23 protein-coding genes and 1 other RNA gene are annotated in these 21995 nt (G+C 35.5%); 9 read left to right on the plus strand and 15 right to left on the minus strand.

Annotated features, from left to right (window positions below; genetic code table 11):
* Nucleotide 1: 1 nt before the first annotated feature.
* The 3 genes from rplD to rpsJ are packed head-to-tail and all read right to left on the minus strand — an operon-like array spanning nt 2 to nt 1522.
* Nucleotides 2-616, minus strand: a complete 615-nt coding sequence (gene rplD / locus CDOM15925_RS05125; RefSeq protein WP_169941766.1) for a 50S ribosomal protein L4 — start codon at nt 614-616, stop codon at nt 2-4.
* Nucleotides 613-1191, minus strand: a complete 579-nt coding sequence (rplC, locus tag CDOM15925_RS05130) for a 50S ribosomal protein L3 (protein ID WP_169941768.1) — start codon at nt 1189-1191, stop codon at nt 613-615. Before rplC ends, rplD begins: the two co-directional genes overlap by 4 nt.
* A 19-nt stretch (nt 1192-1210) precedes the next feature.
* Nucleotides 1211-1522, minus strand: a complete 312-nt coding sequence (gene rpsJ / locus CDOM15925_RS05135) for a 30S ribosomal protein S10 (protein ID WP_002847957.1) — start codon at nt 1520-1522, stop codon at nt 1211-1213.
* Nucleotides 1523-1793: 271 nt separating this feature from the next.
* Here rpsJ and CDOM15925_RS05140 point away from each other — a divergent pair, with 271 nt between their 5' ends.
* The 4 genes from CDOM15925_RS05140 (at nt 1794) to CDOM15925_RS05155 (ending at nt 5382) form a co-directional block, all read left to right on the plus strand.
* Nucleotides 1794-2891 (plus strand): ATP-binding protein, encoded by a 1098-nt coding sequence (locus CDOM15925_RS05140; RefSeq protein ID WP_169941770.1) that lies wholly within the window; start codon nt 1794-1796, stop codon nt 2889-2891.
* Between the two features lie 19 nt (nt 2892-2910).
* Nucleotides 2911-3786: a hypothetical protein gene (locus CDOM15925_RS05145; protein WP_169941772.1), complete on the plus strand. Its 876-nt coding sequence runs from the start codon at nt 2911-2913 to the stop codon at nt 3784-3786.
* A gap of 1 nt (nt 3787) precedes the next feature.
* The gene (gene rnhB, locus CDOM15925_RS05150) at nt 3788-4336 is read left to right on the plus strand and encodes a ribonuclease HII (protein WP_169941879.1); all 549 of its coding nucleotides are present in this window, start codon (nt 3788-3790) and stop codon (nt 4334-4336) included.
* A gap of 137 nt (nt 4337-4473) precedes the next feature.
* A complete protein-coding gene (locus CDOM15925_RS05155; RefSeq protein ID WP_169941774.1) occupies nt 4474-5382 on the plus strand; it encodes a bile acid:sodium symporter family protein in 909 nt (302 codons plus the stop codon).
* A 46-nt stretch (nt 5383-5428) separates the two neighbouring features.
* On the opposite strand, the gene CDOM15925_RS05160 is transcribed toward CDOM15925_RS05155, so the two are convergent.
* The 3 genes from CDOM15925_RS05160 to tpx form a co-directional block, all read right to left on the minus strand.
* The gene (locus CDOM15925_RS05160; RefSeq protein WP_169941776.1) at nt 5429-6316 is read right to left on the minus strand and encodes an EamA family transporter; all 888 of its coding nucleotides are present in this window, start codon (nt 6314-6316) and stop codon (nt 5429-5431) included.
* 98 nt (nt 6317-6414) lie between these two features.
* Nucleotides 6415-7026 carry a cyclase family protein gene (locus CDOM15925_RS05165; protein WP_169941778.1) on the minus strand — a complete coding sequence of 204 codons (612 nt, stop codon included), beginning with the start codon at nt 7024-7026 and terminating at the stop codon, nt 6415-6417.
* A gap of 115 nt (nt 7027-7141) precedes the next feature.
* The gene (gene tpx, locus CDOM15925_RS05170) at nt 7142-7672 is read right to left on the minus strand and encodes a thiol peroxidase (RefSeq protein ID WP_169941780.1); all 531 of its coding nucleotides are present in this window, start codon (nt 7670-7672) and stop codon (nt 7142-7144) included.
* Nucleotides 7673-7770: 98 nt separating this feature from the next.
* Between tpx and nrdD the strand changes: the two genes are divergently transcribed.
* Together nrdD and CDOM15925_RS05180 are read left to right on the plus strand one after the other, a co-directional pair.
* Nucleotides 7771-7929 (plus strand): anaerobic ribonucleoside-triphosphate reductase, encoded by a 159-nt coding sequence (nrdD, locus tag CDOM15925_RS05175; RefSeq protein ID WP_169941782.1) that lies wholly within the window; start codon nt 7771-7773, stop codon nt 7927-7929.
* Nucleotides 7913-8602 carry an anaerobic ribonucleoside-triphosphate reductase activating protein gene (locus CDOM15925_RS05180; RefSeq protein WP_169941784.1) on the plus strand — a complete coding sequence of 230 codons (690 nt, stop codon included), beginning with the start codon at nt 7913-7915 and terminating at the stop codon, nt 8600-8602. The genes nrdD and CDOM15925_RS05180 overlap by 17 nt, the downstream gene beginning before the upstream one ends.
* 45 nt (nt 8603-8647) lie before the next feature.
* On the opposite strand, the gene CDOM15925_RS05185 is transcribed toward CDOM15925_RS05180, so the two are convergent.
* On the minus strand, nt 8648-9361 hold the full coding sequence (locus CDOM15925_RS05185) for a DUF5625 family protein (protein WP_169941786.1): 714 nt from the start codon (nt 9359-9361) through the stop codon (nt 8648-8650).
* A gap of 12 nt (nt 9362-9373) precedes the next feature.
* A complete protein-coding gene (locus CDOM15925_RS05190; protein WP_169941788.1) occupies nt 9374-9808 on the minus strand; it encodes a hypothetical protein in 435 nt (144 codons plus the stop codon).
* 52 nt (nt 9809-9860) lie between these two features.
* Between CDOM15925_RS05190 and ffs the strand changes: the two genes are divergently transcribed.
* Nucleotides 9861-9958, plus strand: an RNA gene (gene ffs, locus CDOM15925_RS05195) — signal recognition particle sRNA small type.
* A 38-nt stretch (nt 9959-9996) separates the two neighbouring features.
* On the opposite strand, the gene CDOM15925_RS05200 is transcribed toward ffs, so the two are convergent.
* The 6 genes from CDOM15925_RS05200 to dnaA form a co-directional block, all read right to left on the minus strand.
* Nucleotides 9997-11232, minus strand: a complete 1236-nt coding sequence (locus CDOM15925_RS05200; protein WP_169941790.1) for an HD domain-containing protein — start codon at nt 11230-11232, stop codon at nt 9997-9999.
* Nucleotides 11232-11897, minus strand: a complete 666-nt coding sequence (gene queF / locus CDOM15925_RS05205) for a preQ(1) synthase (protein ID WP_249934692.1) — start codon at nt 11895-11897, stop codon at nt 11232-11234. Before queF ends, CDOM15925_RS05200 begins: the two co-directional genes overlap by 1 nt.
* A gap of 9 nt (nt 11898-11906) precedes the next feature.
* Complete coding sequence (locus CDOM15925_RS05210) at nt 11907-13295, minus strand: EAL domain-containing protein (protein ID WP_169941792.1); 1389 nt, start codon at nt 13293-13295, stop codon at nt 11907-11909.
* Nucleotides 13295-15604, minus strand: a complete 2310-nt coding sequence (gene gyrB / locus CDOM15925_RS05215; RefSeq protein ID WP_169941794.1) for a DNA topoisomerase (ATP-hydrolyzing) subunit B — start codon at nt 15602-15604, stop codon at nt 13295-13297. The genes CDOM15925_RS05210 and gyrB overlap by 1 nt, the downstream gene beginning before the upstream one ends.
* A 13-nt stretch (nt 15605-15617) precedes the next feature.
* Nucleotides 15618-16685: a DNA polymerase III subunit beta gene (gene dnaN / locus CDOM15925_RS05220; protein WP_169941795.1), complete on the minus strand. Its 1068-nt coding sequence runs from the start codon at nt 16683-16685 to the stop codon at nt 15618-15620.
* Between the two features lie 155 nt (nt 16686-16840).
* Nucleotides 16841-18151: a chromosomal replication initiator protein DnaA gene (gene dnaA / locus CDOM15925_RS05225; RefSeq protein ID WP_169941797.1), complete on the minus strand. Its 1311-nt coding sequence runs from the start codon at nt 18149-18151 to the stop codon at nt 16841-16843.
* Between the two features lie 139 nt (nt 18152-18290).
* Here dnaA and ruvC point away from each other — a divergent pair, with 139 nt between their 5' ends.
* Nucleotides 18291-18770, plus strand: coding sequence for a crossover junction endodeoxyribonuclease RuvC (ruvC, locus tag CDOM15925_RS05230; RefSeq protein ID WP_169941799.1), 480 nt, complete (start codon nt 18291-18293; stop codon nt 18768-18770).
* A 10-nt stretch (nt 18771-18780) separates the two neighbouring features.
* Nucleotides 18781-19362 carry a hypothetical protein gene (locus CDOM15925_RS05235; RefSeq protein ID WP_169941801.1) on the plus strand — a complete coding sequence of 194 codons (582 nt, stop codon included), beginning with the start codon at nt 18781-18783 and terminating at the stop codon, nt 19360-19362.
* A gap of 79 nt (nt 19363-19441) precedes the next feature.
* Here CDOM15925_RS05235 and CDOM15925_RS05240 read toward each other — a convergent pair whose 3' ends face one another.
* A complete protein-coding gene (locus tag CDOM15925_RS05240) occupies nt 19442-21883 on the minus strand; it encodes a TonB-dependent receptor plug domain-containing protein (RefSeq protein WP_169941802.1) in 2442 nt (813 codons plus the stop codon).
* Nucleotides 21884-21995: the final 112 nt, after the last annotated feature.

Genomic DNA, 21995 nt, shown 5'->3' on the forward strand with positions numbered 1-21995 from the left:
TTTAGCCCTCTTTTGTTATAGATTCAAGTGCCGCTTTTTCAATGATAACCGCACTAAATACCGATACTAGATACGCATTTATCTCGCTTGCATCTACCAGATAGCAGTTTGATAAATTTCTAAATGCCAAAAGCGTGTTATCATCAAGTAAATCTTTAACTATCAACGCATCTCTTAAATTTAGGCTATTGATAATTTTTGCCGCATCTTTTGTCTTTCCGCTGTCAATGCTAATGCTATCAACTGCGAAAATTTTGCCCTCGTTAGCCTTTTGTGCCAATGCGCACTCAAGAGCTAATCTCTTTTGTTTTTTATTAACTTTTTGGAAATAATTTCTATTGTTTAATGGACCAAAAGATACTGCACCGCCAACCCATACGTTAGTTCTAGTTGAACCTGCACGAGCGCCGCCGCGACCTTTTTGTCTCCAAGGCTTCTTACCTCCACCGCTTACAAAAGCACGAGTCTTAGTGTGAGCCGTATTTGCGCGGATACCTGCAAGGTAAGATTTAACATATAGATAAAGGTTGTGTGGATTTACTTCTGCATAGTTTGCAGGAAGATCCAAATCTCCAGCCTTTTCAAATTTCTCGTTTAATACGCAAACTTTACTCATTTTACTATCCTTACTCTACCCATTGCACCGTTGTGTCCAGGAACTGAGCCTTTTAAAACTAAAATTCCATTTTCGCTGTCAAAACTTACAACTTCGTTTTTAACAGTTACTTTCACATCGCCCATATGTCCTGCCATTTTCATACCAGGTTGAACACGTCCCGGCCATTCGCAGTTACCGATTGATCCGTGGCGTCTGTGGAAACGTGAACCGTGACTTTTAGGTCCGCCACCAAATCCGTGTCTTTTAACAACGCCTTGATAACCTCTACCCTTTGAATCAAAGCTAACTTTTATGATTGCCGCTGAACTTAACGGACTTACGTCAAGATCGCCTGCTTCGCTATTTGCAACTGTTAAAGTAGCAAATTTATTATATTCAGCCGAAAGATTATATTTCTTTTGTTGGCCTGCTATAGCTTTATTCTTCGCTTTGCCTTTTGCATAAGCAACGATTGCGCGGTTATTTTCACCCACTTCGCAAACTTTAGTTTCTACAAGTTTTAGAAGCGTAACCGGCGTACTAGGAACCGAAATCGTCCTACTCATGCCTATTTTTTCTACGATATATTCCATTATCTAACCTTTCGCCTGATTACTTGCCCATCGCACGAACTTCGACATTAACTTCAGGAGCCAAGTCAAGTTTTGTAAGCGAATCGACTGTGTCAGGTGTAGCTGCTACGATGTCAAGCATACGTGCATGAATTCTCATCTCAAACTGCTCGCGTGAGTCTTTGTTGACGTGTGGTGATTTTAAGACTGTGTAGCGTTTGATTTTAGTAGGCATTGGCACTGGACCTCTTACGTCAGCACCAGTTCTTTTGACAGCTTCTACGATTGCTGCAACTGTGCGGTCTAGAACTCTATGGTCATAAGCTTTGAGCTTAAGCCTGATTCTTTCCATTTGATTTCCTTTAAAATAGAACTTGTCGCAAACATACGACCTTTTATGGCTTACATAAAAGACTGAGATTTTACTAAAATGAGCTTTTAAAGTCAATGTTTCAAGCTGTTTTAGTAAGAATTTGTAAAATTTATTTCCTTTTCATAAGGAAAGATTTTAATACAACACTGCTATTTTTATTCAAAATTTTCAAAATTTGATATTTTATTTTAGATTTTTCCTTATTAAAAGGAAAAATGTTATAATTCTTTCAAATTTTAAAAGGCTAAATTTGAAAGAACTGCTATCGCTTTACAACACCTCTTTAAAATCCATCAAATTTATAGATAGAAAATTTAGCATCTCATCTAGCAAAACTCTCATCACAGGAGGAGATGGAAGCGGTAAAACTTCACTTGCAATCGATCATCTAAAGCAGTTTAAAAACGAAGAAATTTTATATATAAACTTGCAGGATATAAGGATAAGCGAGGCCAAAATTTTAGATGATTTAGAGACATTCTTGAAAGACAATAAGACGATAAAAGCCCTTGTAATCGAAGGTATAACCTTACCGGAGCATATCGTGGCGATGGATAAAATTTCAAATTTGAACTTACAAAACATAATCATAACAACCGAACTAAAAAACATAAATTTAAGCGGATTTAAAAAGCTAAATTTAAGCGGTCTGGATTATGAAGAATTTATCGCATTTTTTCCTAAAAATTTAGATCAAGATCAGCTGTTTAGCCATTTCGTAACTCACGGCAATAACCTAAATTCAGTCTTTCTTGATCAAAACGAAGTTATAGAAAATCTCCAAAGCAGGCTTAAAAGCAAGCTTGGTGAAGTAGAGATAAATTTGCTAAAAGAGTGCGCTGCTTTTCAAGGAGTGAATTTAAGCGCTTATGAGCTATATAAAAATCTAAAAACACGCTCTAAAATATCAAAAGATCGCGTTTATGCAGGACTTGTGGATCTGGAAAATAGGGGTTTTATAAACCTCATAGCCAAATTTGACCAACCGACTGCGGCAAAAAAACTTTACTTTAGTGATTTTGCAATGAGAAATGCGCTGAGTTTAAAGAAAGATTTTGCAAAGCTTTTTTCAAATATGGTCTTTTGCGAACTTTTTAAATTCAAAGAGGAAATTTTTTATACTAAAGATTTTGATTTTTTCCTTTCTAAAAGGAAACTTGCCATACTTTGCATACCGTTTAGCGATAGTGATCTGATATTTCTGAAATTCAAAAAACTGCATGCAAGCTTGAAAGCTCTTGGAGTAAATAAACTTCAAGTTATCAGTGTGGCAAATCAAGCAGATCTTAGTATAGAAGGCATCAAGTGTGAAATTCTGCCTTTTTCGCGTTGGGCGCTTAGTTTTTAACTAGAATTTAGGAGAGTATATGAGAGTAATTTTGACGTTTTTTGTTGCTGTTTTGCTTAGCTTTGGATACGAGATAAATCATGAAAATTGGGGTAAATTTTATAAATTTACGGGAACGGCGGATGAGGAAAAATTTGAGCTTTATCTAAACTCGTTTGATAGCGAATTTGAAAATTTTAAAGGCGAAAAAGGCTTTGAACTCCCTGCTAAAATTTACGGACATCTCTTTTTTAAAGGAGAAAAATTTGAGTTTTCAAAAGGCAAGATAGAAAAAACTGATGATAATATAACCGCTTTAAACGCGCTCTCCGACTGGCTAAATTTAGATGTAAAATTTGATGAAGATGGCAAATTAAGCGGCAAGCTAGCCATAAAAGGCAAAGCACATAAAGCCACTATAACTAAGGAGTTAAGCTATGAAATTTTAGCTCTTGGGTTGCAGATAACAAATAGCCAAAACACAAGGTTTGAGGGGATAGTTAGTGATTTTTTCTCAGCCGATTTTGTTACAAAAAATAAAAACAATCTAAAAGAAAAACTAGAAAATTTTAAACAAGAATTTAAAGATAGTGAGCAAAATTTATTTAAAAACGACATTTTAACGCTCGAGTTTATCAACAAAATTTTTAAAACCACTTGTAGAAATCTCGGTAAAGAAGGCAAAATTTGCAACTCAAAATTTTTAAAAACAGGCAAAAATATCTCGGCTCAAGATGTTTTTATAAACTTAGATGATGAAAATTTAAAAGCTATTTTTGAAAGCAAAGAGATAAAAATGGATGAAAATTTTATGCTTTCTCCTGTAGGAATTACTTTTGAAAGCTCAAATAAAATTATCTCAATTGAGGAGATAAGGCCTTTTATGAAGGATAGTTTCGGGCTTTTTAATGAGTAAGATGAATAAAATTTGCGGTATTGACGAGGCCGGCAGAGGAGCGCTTGCGGGTCCTTTAGTCGTAGCTGCTTGCGTGCTAAATAGCGAAATTTCAGGGCTTAACGACTCTAAAAAACTAAGCGCAAAAAGACGCAAAGAGCTTTTTCATGAGATAGCCTTAAATTCGCAATTTTTAATCGCATATTTTTCAAATCGCCAAATAGATGAATTTGGGCTTAGCGAGTGCTTAAGGCGGGCTTTAAATCTTTTTAAAAGTCATTTTGCAAACTACGAGCTACTTTACGACGGCAACGCAAACTACGGCACCGGCATTAAAACGATGATAAAGGCTGATGGTAAAATCGCCGAAGTAAGCGCGGCAAGTATCTTAGCCAAAGTAAGCAGAGATGAGCTAATGGGCGCATGGAGCAAAATTTATCCTGATTATGGATACGCCTCTCACAAGGGTTACGGCACAAAGGCACACCTTGAGGCGATTATAAATTTGGGTGAATGTGAGCTAACTCGAAAAAGCTTTATAGTTAAAGCGTTTCAGCCCACACTTTTTTAAGACTGAACTTTGAAAAACACTATAAATTTTTCAGTATTTTAGTAACAACCTTGTAGAAATTTAACAGTTTTCATAAATTTTCGTTCAAAAATACTTGATTTTGATAAAAAACCATAATTTTTAGATACAATCAACTCATGAAAGCACTACTTTTTCCTATAGCAGCGATAGTTTTATCATTTATCGCTTACACGTTTCCGACTGGTTTTGTAGCTATCAAAGGCTACATCGTTCCACTTCTTGTTGTTATCATGCTTGGCATGGGTATCACGCTTAGCATTGATGATTTTAAACAAATTTTGCACAAGAAAAAAGCTCTGGGACTTGGAATTTTTATCCAATTTCTCATCATGCCGCTTGCTGCTTTTTTGATCTCAAAAGCGTTTGGATTTAGCAACGAAATAACTGCGGGAATGATGCTAGTAGGCACCAGTGCGGGAGGAACGGCCTCAAACGTGATGACCTACTTAGCCAAGGGCGATGTGGCACTAAGTGTGAGTATGACGCTATTTTCCACTCTGCTTTCAATAGTATTAATGCCGTTTTTAACGTGGCTTTACATCGGACAAGAAGTCCCGGTACCTGCTATGAGTATGCTTTTAAATTTGGTTAAAATTATGCTTGTACCGATAGTCGTGGGCGTGCTTTTAAATACCTTTTTTCATAAATTCGTTAAAAAGATCCTTCCTGCGCTTCCTATCATATCCATGGCGGCCATCATCACAATCATAGCTATCGTAGTGGCGCTAAACGTGAAAAATATCCAAACCGTAGGCGCACTAGTAGCGCTTGGCGTAGTCCTTCATAACGGCTCGGGGCTATTTTGCGGATACTTTTTATCTAAGATGTTTGGCTTTGATGAAAAGACGGCAAGAACCGTCGCTATCGAAGTCGGTATGCAAAATTCAGGCTTAAGCGTCGCGCTTGCCGTTAAGTATTTTGGCTCGCTTGCCGCACTTCCTGGCGCATTATTTAGCGTATGGCATAACTTATCTGGATCTATCTTAGCAGGAATTTGGAGCTCAAAGAGTAAAAGCGAAGCTTAAATTTACTACTTGACTATCGTCATTTTGGCTTGCAAAAACTCTAAATTTAGCCTTTCCGTAAGAGTATGATAGCTGTAATTATCAACGTAAATCCGACTATATCAATAAATACAAACTCGCTTCCAAGCCAAAAAGCTGCAAATAAAGCCGCAGAAACCGGCTCGATAGCAGATATCACGCTAGCCTTGCCGCCGCCTAAAATTTTAACCCCTTGCATATAAAGACTAAAGGCAAAGATAGTGCCAAAAACCACAACACCGCAAAGAGCCAAAAATCCGCCAAAATCGCCTATGCCCTTAAGCTGCCAAGGCTTAGCGTATAAGCTTAAAACAATGCCGCCTATAACCATCGCCCACGCGAGTATAAGCGTAACAGGATAGCTTCTCATCAGTCGCCGAGGCAAGAGAGTGTAGATAACTATAGTGCAAGCCGATATTATTCCGATGATAAGCGTCTTTACCGGGATAACGAGGCTTGTAAAATTTCCATGAGTGGCAAGCAAAAACACTCCGAAAATCGCACAAAATACGCTTATACTTTCCTTTTTATAAGGAAATCTCTTTTCTTCCATACAAAGTACAAATAACACCAAAACAGGCGCAAGATACTGTAAAATAGTAGCAATTGCGGCATTTGAAAGCTCGATCGTAACAAAATAAGTGTATTGGCACGCCATAATACCAAATAGAGCGTAAAAAAGCAGATCGGTTATATTTCGCCTTTGCTTAAAAATACTAAATATAAATTTACCGCTTTTTGCGTATAAAATCACAAGCATTATCACGCCTGAAAGCAGCAAACGAAGCGATGTAAGATACTCCGCGCTTATGCCTTTTCGCTCGAAAAGATACTGTCCGCAAGCTCCTGAAAATCCCCAGAAAATCCCGCCAAGAAGAGTTAACGCTATGCCGAAATTTTGACTATTTTTATCCATGGCGAGATTATAACCAAAAAGCCGATTTTAATGAATGATTATAAAACGGCTAAAGAGAATTTAACTGTGGCTTTTAAAATTTAATCAAAAAGCCGAATTTATCTTTTTAAAATCGCGTAGGCTCTAAGAGGAGCCGCATCGGCATTTGCTATCTTCAAAGGAGCGGCAGAGAAGAAGAAACTCTTATTTTCTAAAATTTGTAAATTTATTAGGCATTCGATGATCTGAATTTCTCTTTCAAAAGCCTCTTTGTGCCTTAAATTTGCTCCATTAGCATCGATTGTGGATAAATTTGTAGCAACGGTTTTAAAGCCGTTTTGTTGAGCTAAATTTAAAAAATCATCGTCCAAAAACGGCGAATTTATGAAAAAATCTTGCTCATTTTTAAACTCACAATGCACGTTTAAAAGTAAAATTTTAGCATTTTGCGGATTTGGCGGTATTTTAAATTTGATAGCTTCGTTTAAATTTGCTTTTACTCCAACACAAACGGCTTTGCCGACAAAACACTCAAGAGAGGCTTGCTCGCTCTTTACTCCTTTGATATCGCAATGCATGGCAAAATCGGTATGAGAGCCTGTATGAAGGGACATAGACAAATTTCCCGTGCAAAATCCGCTGTCTGAAATTTGCTCTATCAAAAACGCAGCGTCATCCGGATAAATTTGAGTTTTGGAGCTTAAAATAGGACTTAAGTCGATAATTTGCAAATTTTGCCTTTTGAAATTTTAAGAAGTGTAGCTAAAATTTCTTAAAATTTCAAAGATGGGAAATTCGGCTTTGAAATTTTATCCCAAAGCCAAAATTTGTTTCGCTTAAAAGGGATTAATGTCCGCAACCGCAGCCGCAACCGCCGCTTGACTTAATCGCATCAAAAACAGCGTCATAGTTTGGCTCATCTGCTATTTCAGGTACGATTTGCTTGTGAATGATAACTCCGTCTTTCACGACAAAAACCGCGCGAGCAAGCAAGCCTTTAAGCGCTCCTTCATCTATCAAAACGCCGTATTTTTCGCCAAATTCCTTAGCTCTAAAGTCGCTTCCAACGCGTAAATTCTCTATGCCTTCAGTAGAGCAAAATCTACCCATAGCAAACGGAAGATCAAGCGAGATAACGCTTAGTTTTATAGCGTTTTTGCCTGCCATTTTTTCGTTAAATTTGCGAGTTTCTGTCGCGCAAACTCCCGTATCAAGGGAAGGAACGGTAACTAAAATTTCGATTTTACCGCTATTGCCTCCTACTTTAAACTCGCTTAAATCATTTCCCGTAAGAGTAACTTCAGGAGCGCTTTGCCCTACAAATACCTCATCACCTCTTAAATTTACAGGCGAACCTTTGAAATTTACTTTTGCCATTTTTATCCTTTTGAACTGAAATATAACGCAAATATTACTATATTTTTACAAACAATTAACCCCAAACGGCTACAATTATAAATAAACAAGGAGTAAATATGAGCGAAAAAGAGATCTTAGAAAAACTGCAAGAAAAGCGCACTAAATGCGTGGTTTATACTCGCGTTATGGGATACCACAGACCAGTTGAGAGCTTTAATCTTGGCAAAAAAGGCGAACACAAAGAGCGAGTGAAATTTTGTGAGCGTGCAGAGTAAGCCGCTTCACTCCATTACCCCATTTACTACTCTTGACTTTCCCGACAAAACCGCTTGCATAGCGTGGTTTACAGGGTGTAATATGCGCTGTGCTTACTGCTACAATACAGCCGTAGTGCTTGGCGAAGGGTTTATCGGAGAAGATGAATTTTTGCATTTCTTAGATAAACGCATCGGCAAACTAAGCGGAGTTGTGTTTAGCGGCGGAGAATGCACTATAAACGGTAGCTTTTTGCCTCTTGCAAGAGAGGTTAAAAAGCGCGGGTTTTTACTTAAAGTTGATACTAACGGCTCGAATTTAAAGGCTTTAAAAGCGGCTTTAAGCGAAAATTTGATCGATTATATCGCACTTGATTTTAAAGCTCCTAGAGATAAATTTAAAGAGGTTACAAAGTCAAATTTATATGAGAATTTCATCCAAACGCTTGATTTTTTAATTCTGATAAATTTTAAATTCGAAGTTCGCACGACCGTGCATGCGGATTTGCTTTGTGAAGATGATATTACAAATATGAGCAAAATACTGCATAATCACGGATACAATGGAGTTTATTATCTGCAAAAATTTCTAAACACCGGTGAAAATTTCGGAAATTTAACCGCTTCAAAAAATGATTTTGATATCAAAAAAATAGATTCGGACATAAAGATAGAGCTTAGAAATTTCGCTTGATGAAATAAACTCTATGGCTAAATATGCAAATTTCCGCCAAAAGATTTATTTGCCGCCGATATGCTCTCTTATCTCAAGATAAGTTATGATATCCTTAAGCTCGGGCGTGTCGTTTAAAGCTTCTATTTTGACGTTGTATTCGCCTTTTGCAAGCTTTATCGTTATAAGTCTTTTGCTTCTTGCCATACTTCCGTTTGGAGCCTGAAAAGTCGAGTCGTTACCATAAGTAGAAAGATCAAAATCCTCATTGATATCGCTTGCTTTTTGGATGATATAATTTGCAAAATTCACATCATCTCCTCTTGCATACTCCCACTCGGTATCGCTATTTTTAGCAGGCTTTTTAATAGGCGTTATAACTAACTTTAGCATTATTTTAGCGCCCGTGCAAACTTTTTTGTCTTCATCTGTTTTGCCGGTTGGCACATAAGAGTTATCGTCAATATTTCTTGCGTACATGCCTGCAAGCTTGTCTATAGAGTATTTCGTGCAAAGCCACTGATCAAATTTATCGCTTGTATATCCGGGGAAATTAGCTTCGCCGTCTTTATGCTCTTTTGCCTGTATATCACGGTCTTGGGCATACACAAAGCCAAATCTATAAAATTTCTCCTCACTTACGGTTAATTTACTTTCAAAAAAATTTCCTATCATTGACATATCAACCACTTCATAAATGCCGTCTTTTAGGTCTTTAACATCAACTTCATTTGCTAAAACAGATACCGCGATCATAAAAGATAAAATTAAATTTTTCATATTTCCTCTTTATTATTTACTCACCGAGTAGTTTTTAACCTCGTAAAGCAAAAAATCATAAACTCTTTGCTGTATCAAGGTCTCTTCTTCATTTCCCGTCATAAGCCGTCTTAAGTGCTCAAAATCTATCTTTGAAGCATACCTTTTATGCGTTTTAATGGCTTGATCTATGCTTAAAAGCAGCGCATCAAGCGTCATATGATCTTTGCGTTTGACTTTGGCTACGTACTCTTTGGTAGTTTGGATTAAAACCGCTCGGCGATTTTCGTCATCGCAGTAAATTTCCCCTGAAATTTCATATAAAATCGCAAAATCATCTTCATCAGGATCAAGTCTAGCGCCTATAATAGCGGCAAAAATTTTCGCACGAAATTCTAAAGATCTATGATGATATACAAAAAATTCTCTAAAAAACGACAAAAATTTAGATTTTATCCCGACTGCCATAAAATGCCTCAATTAGTTTTAAGTTATACTTTAGTAAAATTGCACTCGCCTCTTCTTAGACCTGTGCAATGCCTCTTTTGAGCACCGCTTCAGGGTGGGAACACAGCAGAGCACTTGAATTTGGTGTGTGCCGCAGTCATCTGAGAAGGGGTTTTGAAATTCCATTCTTCAGATTATCGCACAAATTTTTAAATTTTTACTTGCAAAAGAGAAAAATGCTCTTTAAATTCATCGCAAATTTTAGCGAAATTCATACCATCCACGCTTGGCTTATTCTTAAAAAAACTATCCATATTGTTAAAGCCGTCAATCAGCTCTTTTGACTTCACGCCATAGCTTATAGAAATCCCCGCCTCGATAAATGCCGCAAGCTTATCACAGTGCTTAAGCGCCTTACCATCGATTGCGTTAAATTTATCCTCATTTACATTGTCCATCGTACCTTCGTGATAGGCAGGCTTTTTCTCGCAAATTCTATTTTCAAACTCGTTTTTTACGAATTTTCCGTTTTGTTCTCTGATGCCTAAAATGTAGCTGAACTCGTCTCTAAAGCTATCAGGCACAAAAGGCAAAATTCGCTCGTCAATGAGTCTCATTTCGTATTCCGTTATGATCTCGTTTAGTCCTTCAACTCCGTATTTCACGGGGCTTATGATGTCCCTTGTAAGGCTTTCGGGAAGGTCGTGAAAGAGTGCGCAAAAGAAGTTATTTTCAAGCCTTTTTGCGCAAGCTTTAACTTCAAGAGAATAAAAATAACTCAAAATCGCAACCACAAGCATATGCCCAAGCACGGCAGTTTCGGGAATTCGCGGAGTTTGAGCCCAGCGCTTTTGAAAGCGAAGCCTTCCGCTTAGATCCACAAGCTTGGCTAGCTTTTGATTCATCACGATTTTTCGCACTCCGATTAACTCGTAATAGTCCTCAAGCTCCTCTTCGACCTTGCTTTTTAGCTCTTCTATATCGCTTAAAAACTGACTTGTTTGATATACGATAGAAAATTCCCAGCGAGTTGCAAGATAGCTTGCCGCCTTTAAGATAAGGCGCTCTTTGGCATGCTTTTTATCTTTTTTAAGCAGATAATTTCTAAGACGTTCTAAAAATTTGCCTCCGTCGATGTCGCGAACCAAATTTTCAAGTATATTTAGCACCCAGCCGTTTATCTGCTCACTCTTTTGCTTTTGTATCTGATGAAATACGTCAGGGCGGATATCGGTAACCACTACTCGCGCAAAAAACTCGAAAATTCCCGCTTCAATGATATAGTTCATATCGACGTCACGTTCTAGTTTTGCTATGAAATAAGCGATTATGAATTTATGAGCCTGCTTATCAAGCTCGACTAAATTCGTCATTTTCGGATAGTCGTTCCAGCGCGATATGGAGGCGGCTTTAAAGATATGTTCGATCAAATTTGCATTTATCATCATTTATCTTTTTTAACAACTCTTGCACGTTTTTCGCCTAGAAATTCAGGCTTTTTAAAACCTTCTTTTTTAGCCCCTCGCTTATCGCTGCTTCTTGAAGCGCTTTTAGCTCTGGAACCTTTATCATCTTTGCTTCTATCGCGACTACCGTCTCTTTTGCTATCTCGTTTAGAAAAATCCTTAAAATCAGATCTTTTTTCTCTTTCAAAAGCAACTTCGGCAGTCTTTACAGGCTCAAGTAAAGCTTCTTTTAAAACACTTTCGGAGCAAATTTCAATAACGGTATGAACGTTGCCGCGTGGGTTAAAGTCGCCTATAATCTTCATCCATTTTGGCTCAAGCTTTCTTTCAAGCACGGAATAAATTTCATTTATGCTGTCTTCGTGGCTTATATTTCTGTTCATAAAGCTATTTATATAAAGCTTGATAGCCTTTAATTCGACAACAAATTTCCCCGGAATATACTCAAGATAAATCGTCGCAAAATCAGGATAACCGCTCCTTGGGCAAAGACAACAAAACTCAGGCAAAGTAATCTTAATCTTATAATCTCTGTTTTGTTTATTTTCCCAAATTTCAAGATCACGCTCAACGTCAAATTCCTTTAAAATTTTCTCACCGTATTTCATCTGCTCTTGCAAATTAACTTCATTAACTTCTTGCATATTTTTCCTTTAAATTTCTTTCGGTTTTTCTATATAAAAACCCTGCGCATAATCTGTATCATAAAGCTTAACAATGTCTAAAAATTCAGCCTTATCTACAAATCTAATAATTGATTTGATACCTAAATCCTCCGCCGTAGCGTTTAAATTTCTAAAGATATTTTTAAATTTCTCATCATCTAAATTTTTATTAAATTCGATGTCATAAATTATAAAATCAATCGGAAGATATTTTAGGTATTCAAAACCTGCGTTGTTACCGCCAAATTTATTTAAAGCAAATCTAAAGCCGAGGTTTTTATACTCGTTTATGATCTCTTTAAATCTGTTTATCTCATCATAAACAAGCTTTTCGCTAAATTCAAATATGATATTTTTAGGATCTATCTTGCCTTGATCTATGAAATCTTTTATAAATTTATTAAATTGCAAATTTCTAAGCGAAACTGCCGAAACTTCGATGATACAGGCATCTTCATCCGTTATTTTTGTCTCGCTAAATTTCTTAATAGAATTTATATCAAATAAAACTTCATAACCGTTTTTATTTGCTATATTTTGGGCTTTTTGCTTTGATATAAGCGCAAATTCCTCAGTGTAAATTTTAACCAAAAGACTCTTTAAATTTTTACTATCTTTTAAGTCTTTTACAAGCTGAGTCTGAAAAGTAAAATTCCTATCTAATATAGATTTACAAACTGAGCTTTCAAATTCATCTGTTATGGCAAATTTAGCATTTTCTTCGGAGCTTAATTTTTCGGTTAAAACCGAAATTGACTTATCTAAACTTTTAGAATAATTTATATTAACAAGCTCAAATTTGATCTTTAACTCTATATCATCGATTCCGTCAGCTAAGATGCTCTTTTCAAAAACGTTTAAAAAATGAATCAGTTGAGAGCTTTTAGCGACGCAAAAAATCAAAAAGCTATCATTTGAGTATCTGCCTATAAAAGTCTCTTTTGATATGTTTTTTTCTAAAAAAATTTCAAGCTTTTCAACCAGTTTTTTAAGTAACAAATCACTACTTTCAAAGCTATATCTTTCATTTAGATCATCTAAATTTCTAATTTTAAGCATTACGATGTTGCCATCTTGCCTATGTTTAAATTTACTCATTTTTTTTGAAAGCAAATTTAAAATTTCAGCCCTGTTAAAAGAGCCCGTAACGCTATCAAGCACGCTTACTTTAAAGCTTTTATATATCATATAAACCGTATAGTAAACCAAACACAAGCTTAAAATTGCAAGCAGAACTATCTCGTCATTGTCTAATTTTATATTGTCATTTCTTATAAAAATAAATAAAAAAACACCTGCAGTAATAATAAAAGGAAATGAGATCTCAAGAGCGAGTAAAAACCGCCTTGATCTCTCACGAAGTTCAGATCTTAACATCACACATCCAGATGTTTAACGTCTTTTGCGTGCTCTTGTATATAATTTCTTCTCGGCTCTACCTCATCGCCCATAAAGAGATTAAACGTATCACTGGCACTCATCGCATCATTTATGTTTATCTGTAATAAACGGCGATTTTCAGGATTCATCGTAGTCTCCCAAAGCTGATCGGGATTCATCTCACCAAGACCTTTATAACGCTGTATATAAGCACCTTTTTTAGCGTTTTTCTCGACTTCATCAAGAATTTCAATCACATCTTTACTAAAGCTAAATTCGCGATCTTTTATCTTTTGATTTATATAAAGTGCCTCTTCATAAAGCGGATTTGTAAATAAATTTTCATTTACGACAAGCTCTTCAAGACCGCTTTCAGTCTGGACATAGATGCGAATTTCATCTTCATTTATGTATGAATTTAGGATATTGTATCCTTCATTTTCAAGGTATATTTTTAAAATTTCAAAAATTTCATTGTAATTTTTAGAAACTATATCAGGATTTTCTATCATATATCTAATCGCACTTAACACGTTAAATCGCTTTTCAAGCTCTTTTAACACGCTTCTATAAGCGGCAACTATTTTAAGAAAATCAATCAAATCCTTATTTCCGATTCCTTCAAATTCCACCCCTTCAATTCCCGTTTCAATCAAAAATTCATTCAGAGCCTTTTCATCTTTAAGATAAATTTCCTTTTTACCTTTTTTATAACGATAAAGCGGCGGTTGAGCAAGATATATGTAGCCGTTTTCAACTACAGGATTTAAAAATCTAAAGAAAAATGTTAAAAGCAGAGTTTGGATATGGCTTCCGTCAACATCAGCATCAGTCATTATGATGATCTTATGATAGCGAAGTTTTTCGGCATCAAATTCATCTCCGATACCACATCCCAAAGCCGTTATCATATTTTTAATCTCATCTGATTTTAAAATTTTATCAAGTCTTGATTTTTCAACGTTTAAAATTTTACCTTTCAGAGGCAAAATCGCTTGAAAAACTCTATCACGACCCTGTTTTGCAGAGCCTCCCGCAGAGTCGCCCTCAACTAAGTAAAGCTCGCTTATACTTGCATCTTTACTTTGACAGTCAGCCAATTTTCCCGGCAAGGTTCCTACGCTAAGTCCCTCTTTTTTACGAGTTAAATCCCTTGCTTTTTTAGCTGCTTCTCTTCCGCGAGCCGCCATTAAAGCCTTATTCATTATAGCTTTTGCTTCGATAGGATTTTCTTCAAAATACTTAACCAAAACCTCAAAAGTCATCTTTTGAACGATAGGTTTTACATAGCTTGAACCAAGTTTTCCCTTAGTTTGACCCTCAAATTGCGGCTCAGGAACTTTAACGCTTACAACAGCAATAAGTCCTTCTCTGATGTCATCGCCCGTTATTTTTGTATCTTTTTCACGCACGGAAGCGTTTGCTGCGATGTAGTTTGTTATCGCTCTTGTTAAACCAGCACGAAAACCGGCTTCGTGAGTTCCGCCGTCAGGAGTTTTGATATTATTTACAAAACTTAGTAAATTTTCACTATATGTTTCGTTATACATCAAAGCAAAATCAACTATCACATCCTCTTCACCACCGCTAAATGATACGGCTTTGCTAACCGGATTTGATCTGTTCATATCAGTTACGAAGCTCTCAAGTCCGCCTTCAAAGTGATAACTCTCGCTTCTACCTGTGCGTTGATCTTTAAAATTTATAGTTATTTTTGGATTTAAGTATGCAAGTTCGCGAAATCTCTTAGTCAAAATTTCATCGTCAAATTCCGTTACTTCAAATATACTGTCATCAGGCCAAAATTCAACCATAGTTCCGGTTCTATTTGTAGTTTTTATGATCTCCATTTCGCTTGTTGGAATTCCTTTTGCAAATTCTTGTCTATGAAGATTTCCGTCACGCTTAATATTTACAACCAATTTTTTTGAAAGCGCATTTACTACAGATACACCGACACCGTGAAGACCGCCTGAAACTTTATAAGTGTCTTTATCAAATTTACCGCCTGCGTGAAGTACGGTCAGTACAACAGTCGCAGCCGAAATTTTCTCGGTAGGGTGCATATCTACAGGAATTCCGCGACCGTTATCGCTAATTATCGCTGAGCCTTCGTTTGTAATTTCAATATTTATCGTATCACAATACCCAGCCATCGCTTCATCGATAGAGTTATCCACAACTTCATAAATCATATGATGAAGTCCGTTTATATGAGTATCTCCGATATACATTCCAGGGCGTTTTCTAACGGCTTCTAAACCCTTTAAAACTTTAATATTTTCTGCGCCGTAATTTTTTTCCATAAAATAACCTTAATTATAAATTTATTGGCATTATTATCGTTTTTAGCTCATTTGAACTAACAGTAAATGCCAAATTTGAGTCGTTAAAACCAAGCTCAAAGCTATCTTCTTCGATATTTGTTAAAAAGTCTATCAGGTATCTATTTCTAACACCTACGAAAAATTCCTCGTCAAGTCCTGTTTGAAAATCAATCACAGTTCTAGCCTCTGAATTATCTTCGATAATACTTTCAAAAGTTATGGTTTGAGGAGCGAAAATTATCTTCATACTATCTGATAAAATTGATATAGTTTTAATTCCCTCTATCATCTTATCTCTGCTTAGTTTTAGTCGTTTTTTAATTTCTTTTGGAATTACCCTATCGTAATCAGGGAATTTACCGTTAATAAGCTTTGTAAAGAACTCAAAATTTGCACTTTGAGCTATCAAAATGTTTTCATCGTAATAAATCTCTATCTTATCGTAAAAAAGTTTTTGAATTTCGCTTATCGCTTTTTTTGGGATTATAAGCGAAAATTCGCTTTGAGTCGGAGTTTCAAATTTAAATACACTTAGTCTTTTAGTATCGGTTCCTACGATATTTATGTAGTTTTGCTTAATGTCTATAAGCGCTCCGTTTAGCTCGAATTTCGGATTGTTCGTATCTATACTAGGAAATATCTTTTTAAGGCTTCTTCCAAGCATTATAGCGTCTATATCGAATTTATTTTTTCCCTCTATAGTTGGGAATTTTGGAAAATCTTCAAATTTATACATAGGAAGTTTGTATTTTGAGTTTTTTTGTTTTATATAAAGGTAATTATTTACCGTTTCAAGAGTTACCTCTTCGTCTTTTAGGCTTCTTATTATGTCAAGCAGTTTTTTTCCGTTTGCGGTAGCATTTCCTTCATCTAAAATTTTAACATTTGTAAGTTTGTATGCAAGTCCTATCTCGTGATCTGTGGCTTTTATGTTTAAAATCCCATCTTTAGCGCAGATGTATATGTGAGATGTTATAGCACTTAAATCCTTTTTTTCCAAGTAAGGATTCGTGTTTGTAACTATGCTTTCAAGAGCATTTTTGTTAATTACCGCCTTCATAGTTTTCTTCCTTTATTTTTTAAATTTCTTTTAGTATCAGTAGTAGGTATCATGAATATGTGAAAAACGTTTTTAAATCTTGAAATTTCAGCTTTTAGATAGTTAAAAACTAAATTTGATTTTTCACATTTATTCACATAATTCATCTTAAATTTTTATCCCTTTGTCAAAATTTTGTTTTTAATCTCTTCAACTTTTATCTTAAAATACTCATCTTCATTTATCATTTCATTTATCTTTTTGATATTATGGCTAACTGCCGAGTGATCTTTCATATTAAAATAACTTGCTATTTGAGGCATTGAATTTGGAGTTAAATTTTTAGCTAGATATATTACGATTCGCCTTGCTTCAACGATGTTTTTAACTCGTGATTTACTCTTTATCTCGCTTGGTTTTATATTTAGTTCTTTGCTTACTATTTCGATTATGCTTTCTAAATTTATATTTTCACGCTTCTCTTTTATCTGATCTCTTAAGATATTTTTAGCAAATTCAAGGCTTATTTCTTGTCTCATAAGTGTTGCGTAAGCGTTTAAATTTATGATTGCACTTTCGATTTCACGGATATTATCGCCCATATTTGTTGCGATATATTCAATCACGTCTTTAGTCAGATAAATTTTATCAAATTCGCATTTTTTCTTAATGATGGCTATCTTAGTATCAAGTTCAGGCGGAGTGATATCGGCTATTATTCCCCATTCAAAGCGGGTTCTAAGTCTATCTTCAAAGCCTTTTAGGTGTTTTGGCTGGCGGTCTGAAGTCATAACGATCTGACCGTTTTTTGAGTGAAGTTCGTTAAAAGTGTGAAAAAACTCCTCTTGAATTTTATCCGTTTTACCTAAAAACTGCACATCATCGATAAGCAAAACATCGCAGTTTCGGTATTTTTCACGAAATCTTTGCATTGAATGGTTGTTGATATGATATGTAAAATCCGTTATAAACTGCTCGCTTGTGATACAAATCACCACTTTTCCGTTATTTAAGCAAAAATTTCCTACAGATTGAAGCAGGTGTGTTTTGCCAAGACCTGTCGGACCGTAGATAAATAGCGGATTATAAGCTCTTCCAAGTTGCTCGGCGGCTGTTTTTGACGTGATGTAGGCGTATTGATTTGAGTCGCCTACAACGAAATTTTCAAATGTATAGCTTGGATTTAAGAGGCTGCTTTGAGATTTTATCTGATTTACATCTACTTTAGCAACTCTGCTTTGGGTTTTACTCTTTTGAGAAGTGATGTTTATATGCGGTTTTGCACCTGTTTTTACTTCAAAAAGATGAGCTATTTTGTCTGAGTATTTTGTCTGGATAAATTTAGCTATTAGTTCATTTGGAGCGTTAAATACCATAACTTCGGAGTTTGAAGCTTTTTCGTTAAATTTAAGCTGCTTTATATAGCACTCGTATTCGGATTTTAAAATTTCGTGTCCAAGTAGCTCTAAAACCTCGTTTGCAAGCAAATTTATCCCTTTTCATTATAATGACTTTTCATTTTATCTTAAATTTCATAAAATCTTTGTTAAAATGCTCTTAGAATATGTTTTTCACAGCGTGAAAAAAACGTGAAAAACTTTTTATATGTTTCAGATTAAGGATGTGATGAAAATTTTAGGAATTGATCCCGGAAGCAGAAATTGCGGCTATGCGATTATCGAAAAAACTGCGTTGAAAACAAATTTAATCGAAGCTGGACTTATAAAAATTAAGCCCGATTTGCTTCAGTATCAGATAACGCAGCTTTGCGAGGGACTTGATCTTATATTTAAAAATCATAAATTTGATGAAGTTGCGATTGAGGATATATTTTTTGCGTATAATCCAAAAACGGTTTTAAAGCTGGCTCAGTTTCGAGGTGCGTTAAGCCTTAAAATTCTCCAAATTCACGGAGAATTCGCAGAATACACGCCGCTTCAAGTTAAAAAGGCCGTAACAGGCAAAGCAAAGGCGGATAAGGAGCAAGTCGCTTTTATGGTAAAGAAAATTTTAGGTATCGCTAAAGATATAAAACCGCTTGATATAACTGATGCTATCGCGGTTGCGCTAACTCATGCAAATAATTTACGGATAAGAAAAAATTAAAGGAGATAAAATGAGGAAAATTTTGGTTGTTTTAGCTGTTTTTACATCGCTAAATTTATTTGCAAACGAGACCGTAAAGGATGATTATATTATCTGCAAACATTCAAATTTAGGCTCTGAAAATAAAAATGTGACAAAAGTAAAGCAGTTTATAAATATAAGCGCTACTGCCTCTGAAAGCGGTTTAAATAAACATAGCTTAAGAAAAACCTGCGCTGCTTTAAACTGCGTTATTGATGATAGCTTGGAAAATAAACAAGCTTTTTTAAAGAGTGCCGCGCTTACGATACTAAACTCAGATGACGAGATATCCGATATGGCGGTTGATTATTTCAGCTCGCGCGAGTTTGAATTTGCTAGAAAGTTAAGACACAAAGAGCTGGTTTTAAAATTTGGATGTGATTATAAACTTGTGCCTTTTGAAACAAGAAACGGCGTAAATAAAGTCTTTGTAAAGGCTTTTGTCGTGGTTGATGGTAAAGAGGCGGCTAAGATTGAAATTAACGGCAGAGTGCTTGCCATAAGAGGAAAATTTGGCATGGTGCAAGACATGCAGGTTTATAATCTGAAATTAAAAGAGATAAAAGAATAATTTAATCGCGTGGTTTAATCTGCCACGCGAATTTTACTACTTTATAACTTGTTAAAACTTACAATATATGCAAATTTTCTCACCATTTTACCCCCATTTCAAGCCAAAAATTTCTTCCTGCGCCAAAGTGTTTTTTAGAAGCTACAATAGGGTATTTTTTATTCAAAACGTTGTTTATATCAAGGTTTGCAAAAAATCTAAAATCATCTTTTAAATTCTTTTCATAAGATACTCTCATATCCCAGATGGTGCGACTTGGCAAATTTATCTTGGAGTATTGGGTTTTTCTGTGAGTTCTATTGTATTTGCTTGTCAAAGCAGGCGTTTTGCCGATATGATTTATGAAATTCGTAACATTAAAAGATGAAAAATTTATTTTATGAGTAAATTTTGCAGTAAATGGTACATTATAATCAATCTGCGGAAGCTCTGAAGCTTTAATAAATTTATTTTCATAGATGACTAAATCCTCGCTGTTTTTGTCCGCATAATCTCTAAAATTGCTCTTTTTGGAAGTTTTGGCAAATGAGAGTTCAAAGTCGTTTTTTGTGCTTAAAATTTCTACAGGCATGATATTTGCAATGCTGAAAGTGTAAATTTGAGTGCTGCTTTTGCCGTTATTTACGAAGTATAATTTATCTTCATCACGGCCTATATGCTTGCCGTTTAGAGTTAAAACTTCGTTTTTGCTATCTCTTTTTACGTATTTTAAATTTAACCTTACATTACCGATATCTCCGCGATAAAATATACTTTTTTCATCATCGTGCGGAGTTTTTAGATCATTTTCGCCGTTTGTTTCAGACTCTTTAAAGGGATTTACGAAAGGATCGCTTGCCTTATTTCTAGAATAAAACAGACGATGTTTTTGCGTATCTTTATAAATTTTATATGCAAATAAATTTCGTCCGTAGTATCTGTTTAGACCAAAACCTATGAAATTTTTATCGTAAATTTCGTATTCGGTTACAAAGCGCGGCGCTATTAAAACATCATTATCAAAACTATCCTTTTGCACTCTAATGCCCGGACGAATTTTAAAGCGGTCAAATTTGATCTCATCCTCGACATACAATGCCGCTTTATTCATGACGGTTTTATTTCTCACATCGCCGTAATAACTCTTCTGGGATAAAAATTGCCCCGTAGCTCCCGGAATTTCTGCAAAGCTATCGTCGTTTACGCAGGTTTTGTCATCAGGTGCGCATATATGCCCGTCTAAAATCGGCTTTGGATCCAGATAATGTTCGTAAGGTTTTAAAATTTCATAAATTCCGCTTGTTTTAGACAGCTCAAATCCGCTTGAAAAAGCGTGCGATACGCCAAAAAAATCAAAATCTTCCATCTTTGCATTTAGTTTGTACTCAAGGCTGGTTTGATCTTGTCTTACATCGCTTATACCGCCGTAGCTTGATATGTCGTTATACCCCCAGTTTTTAACGCTTGATTTTTTGTAATCGTATTTAGCACCTTTGTTGTCGGTGTATCTTGAAGTCTCAAATTTAGAGTAGCTTAAAGTTTGTTCTAAAAATACTCTGTCAAGGTCGATTTCGGCGTTTAAATTCGCAGCTATTCCGCCATATTTATATGACATTGAAGAATCAAGACTATCTTCTTCAAACATCTTATTTTTTTGCAGCGAATAAAGCACGCTAGGCTTTAAAACCACTCTATCGTTTATTTGCCAGATATTTTTTAAAAAGTAGTTTTCAACCAGTCTCTCATCGTTTGGAATTTGGGCTATATCGGTATTTATTAATTGAGATTTGATGTCGTATTTTATAACAGAGCTAAATCTAGTATAATCAAATAAAAGCCCGAAATTTTCGCTTGTGTAACCTTCTATTCCAATTCTGTGGCGTCTTTTTTTAAAGTTGCTTTTATCATAACCGCTTTGGTTTGAATAAAATTTTTTATTATCCTCGTGTATAAAAGTCTTCTGCCAATCTCCGCTTGTGTATTGTGAGCTTAAAATACCGCCAAATTTGCGCTTTGGATCGCGCGTCTTGGCATTTACGACACCACCTTGAAAATCACCGTATCTAGCCGACACGCCACTATCTATCACCTCTATACTTTCAAGCAGATCCGTATCAAGCGTGAGTGATTGTGAGCTTAAAGACGCAGCTCTTTCTACGTGATAATAAGGTGTTTCGTACCCGTTTGAATTGCGATTTGCGGGATTTATGTCATGGTTAAAATTTGCGCCGTCGATGAGAAAGTTGTTTTGATAAAATTTAGCTCCGTTTATACTGAAGTCTTGCGGCTTTATCTCGCCTGTATCGGTTCCTAAATCATATAATCTATTAAATGATACATTTGGATTACTCTTTAAGCTATCTGCTATCGTGTGGTTTTTAGAAGTCATTTTATCTAACTTATCGCGAGTTAGTTTTGAAGATGATGAATAAGCTGAAGTCTCGTTTGTGTCGTATGTCGCAACTACTTCTATTTTTTGAAGCGAAATTTCGTTTGCACTAAGTGCAGTTGATATAAATGCAATTTGTAAGGCTTTTTTCACATATTTTCCTTTTTTGATAGAAAATTTTTGCGAAAGTATATCAAATGCAACTTAGTTGCAAATAAAATAAATTGCTATAAACATCCTAAAATTCAACAAATTTAAATTTATA

Origin of the sequence: Campylobacter sp. RM15925, assembly GCF_012978775.1 — a bacterium.
GTDB lineage: Bacteria > Campylobacterota > Campylobacteria > Campylobacterales > Campylobacteraceae > Campylobacter_A > Campylobacter_A canis.

Coding starts and splice junctions, on each gene's coding strand:
- rplD (WP_169941766.1), bottom strand. CDS start 616: ATGAGTAAAGTTTGCGTATTAAACGAGAAATTTGAAAAGGCTGGAGAT.
- rplC (WP_169941768.1), bottom strand. CDS start 1,191: ATGGAATATATCGTAGAAAAAATAGGCATGAGTAGGACGATTTCGGTT.
- rpsJ (WP_002847957.1), bottom strand. CDS start 1,522: ATGGAAAGAATCAGGCTTAAGCTCAAAGCTTATGACCATAGAGTTCTA.
- CDOM15925_RS05145 (WP_169941772.1), top strand. CDS start 2,911: ATGAGAGTAATTTTGACGTTTTTTGTTGCTGTTTTGCTTAGCTTTGGA.
- rnhB (WP_169941879.1), top strand. CDS start 3,788: ATGAATAAAATTTGCGGTATTGACGAGGCCGGCAGAGGAGCGCTTGCG.
- CDOM15925_RS05155 (WP_169941774.1), top strand. CDS start 4,474: ATGAAAGCACTACTTTTTCCTATAGCAGCGATAGTTTTATCATTTATC.
- CDOM15925_RS05160 (WP_169941776.1), bottom strand. CDS start 6,316: ATGGATAAAAATAGTCAAAATTTCGGCATAGCGTTAACTCTTCTTGGC.
- tpx (WP_169941780.1), bottom strand. CDS start 7,672: ATGGCAAAAGTAAATTTCAAAGGTTCGCCTGTAAATTTAAGAGGTGAT.
- nrdD (WP_169941782.1), top strand. CDS start 7,771: ATGAGCGAAAAAGAGATCTTAGAAAAACTGCAAGAAAAGCGCACTAAA.
- CDOM15925_RS05185 (WP_169941786.1), bottom strand. CDS start 9,361: ATGAAAAATTTAATTTTATCTTTTATGATCGCGGTATCTGTTTTAGCA.
- CDOM15925_RS05190 (WP_169941788.1), bottom strand. CDS start 9,808: ATGGCAGTCGGGATAAAATCTAAATTTTTGTCGTTTTTTAGAGAATTT.
- CDOM15925_RS05200 (WP_169941790.1), bottom strand. CDS start 11,232: ATGATAAATGCAAATTTGATCGAACATATCTTTAAAGCCGCCTCCATA.
- queF (WP_249934692.1), bottom strand. CDS start 11,897: ATGCAAGAAGTTAATGAAGTTAATTTGCAAGAGCAGATGAAATACGGT.
- CDOM15925_RS05210 (WP_169941792.1), bottom strand. CDS start 13,295: ATGTTAAGATCTGAACTTCGTGAGAGATCAAGGCGGTTTTTACTCGCT.
- gyrB (WP_169941794.1), bottom strand. CDS start 15,604: ATGGAAAAAAATTACGGCGCAGAAAATATTAAAGTTTTAAAGGGTTTA.
- dnaN (WP_169941795.1), bottom strand. CDS start 16,685: ATGAAGGCGGTAATTAACAAAAATGCTCTTGAAAGCATAGTTACAAAC.
- ruvC (WP_169941799.1), top strand. CDS start 18,291: ATGAAAATTTTAGGAATTGATCCCGGAAGCAGAAATTGCGGCTATGCG.
- CDOM15925_RS05235 (WP_169941801.1), top strand. CDS start 18,781: ATGAGGAAAATTTTGGTTGTTTTAGCTGTTTTTACATCGCTAAATTTA.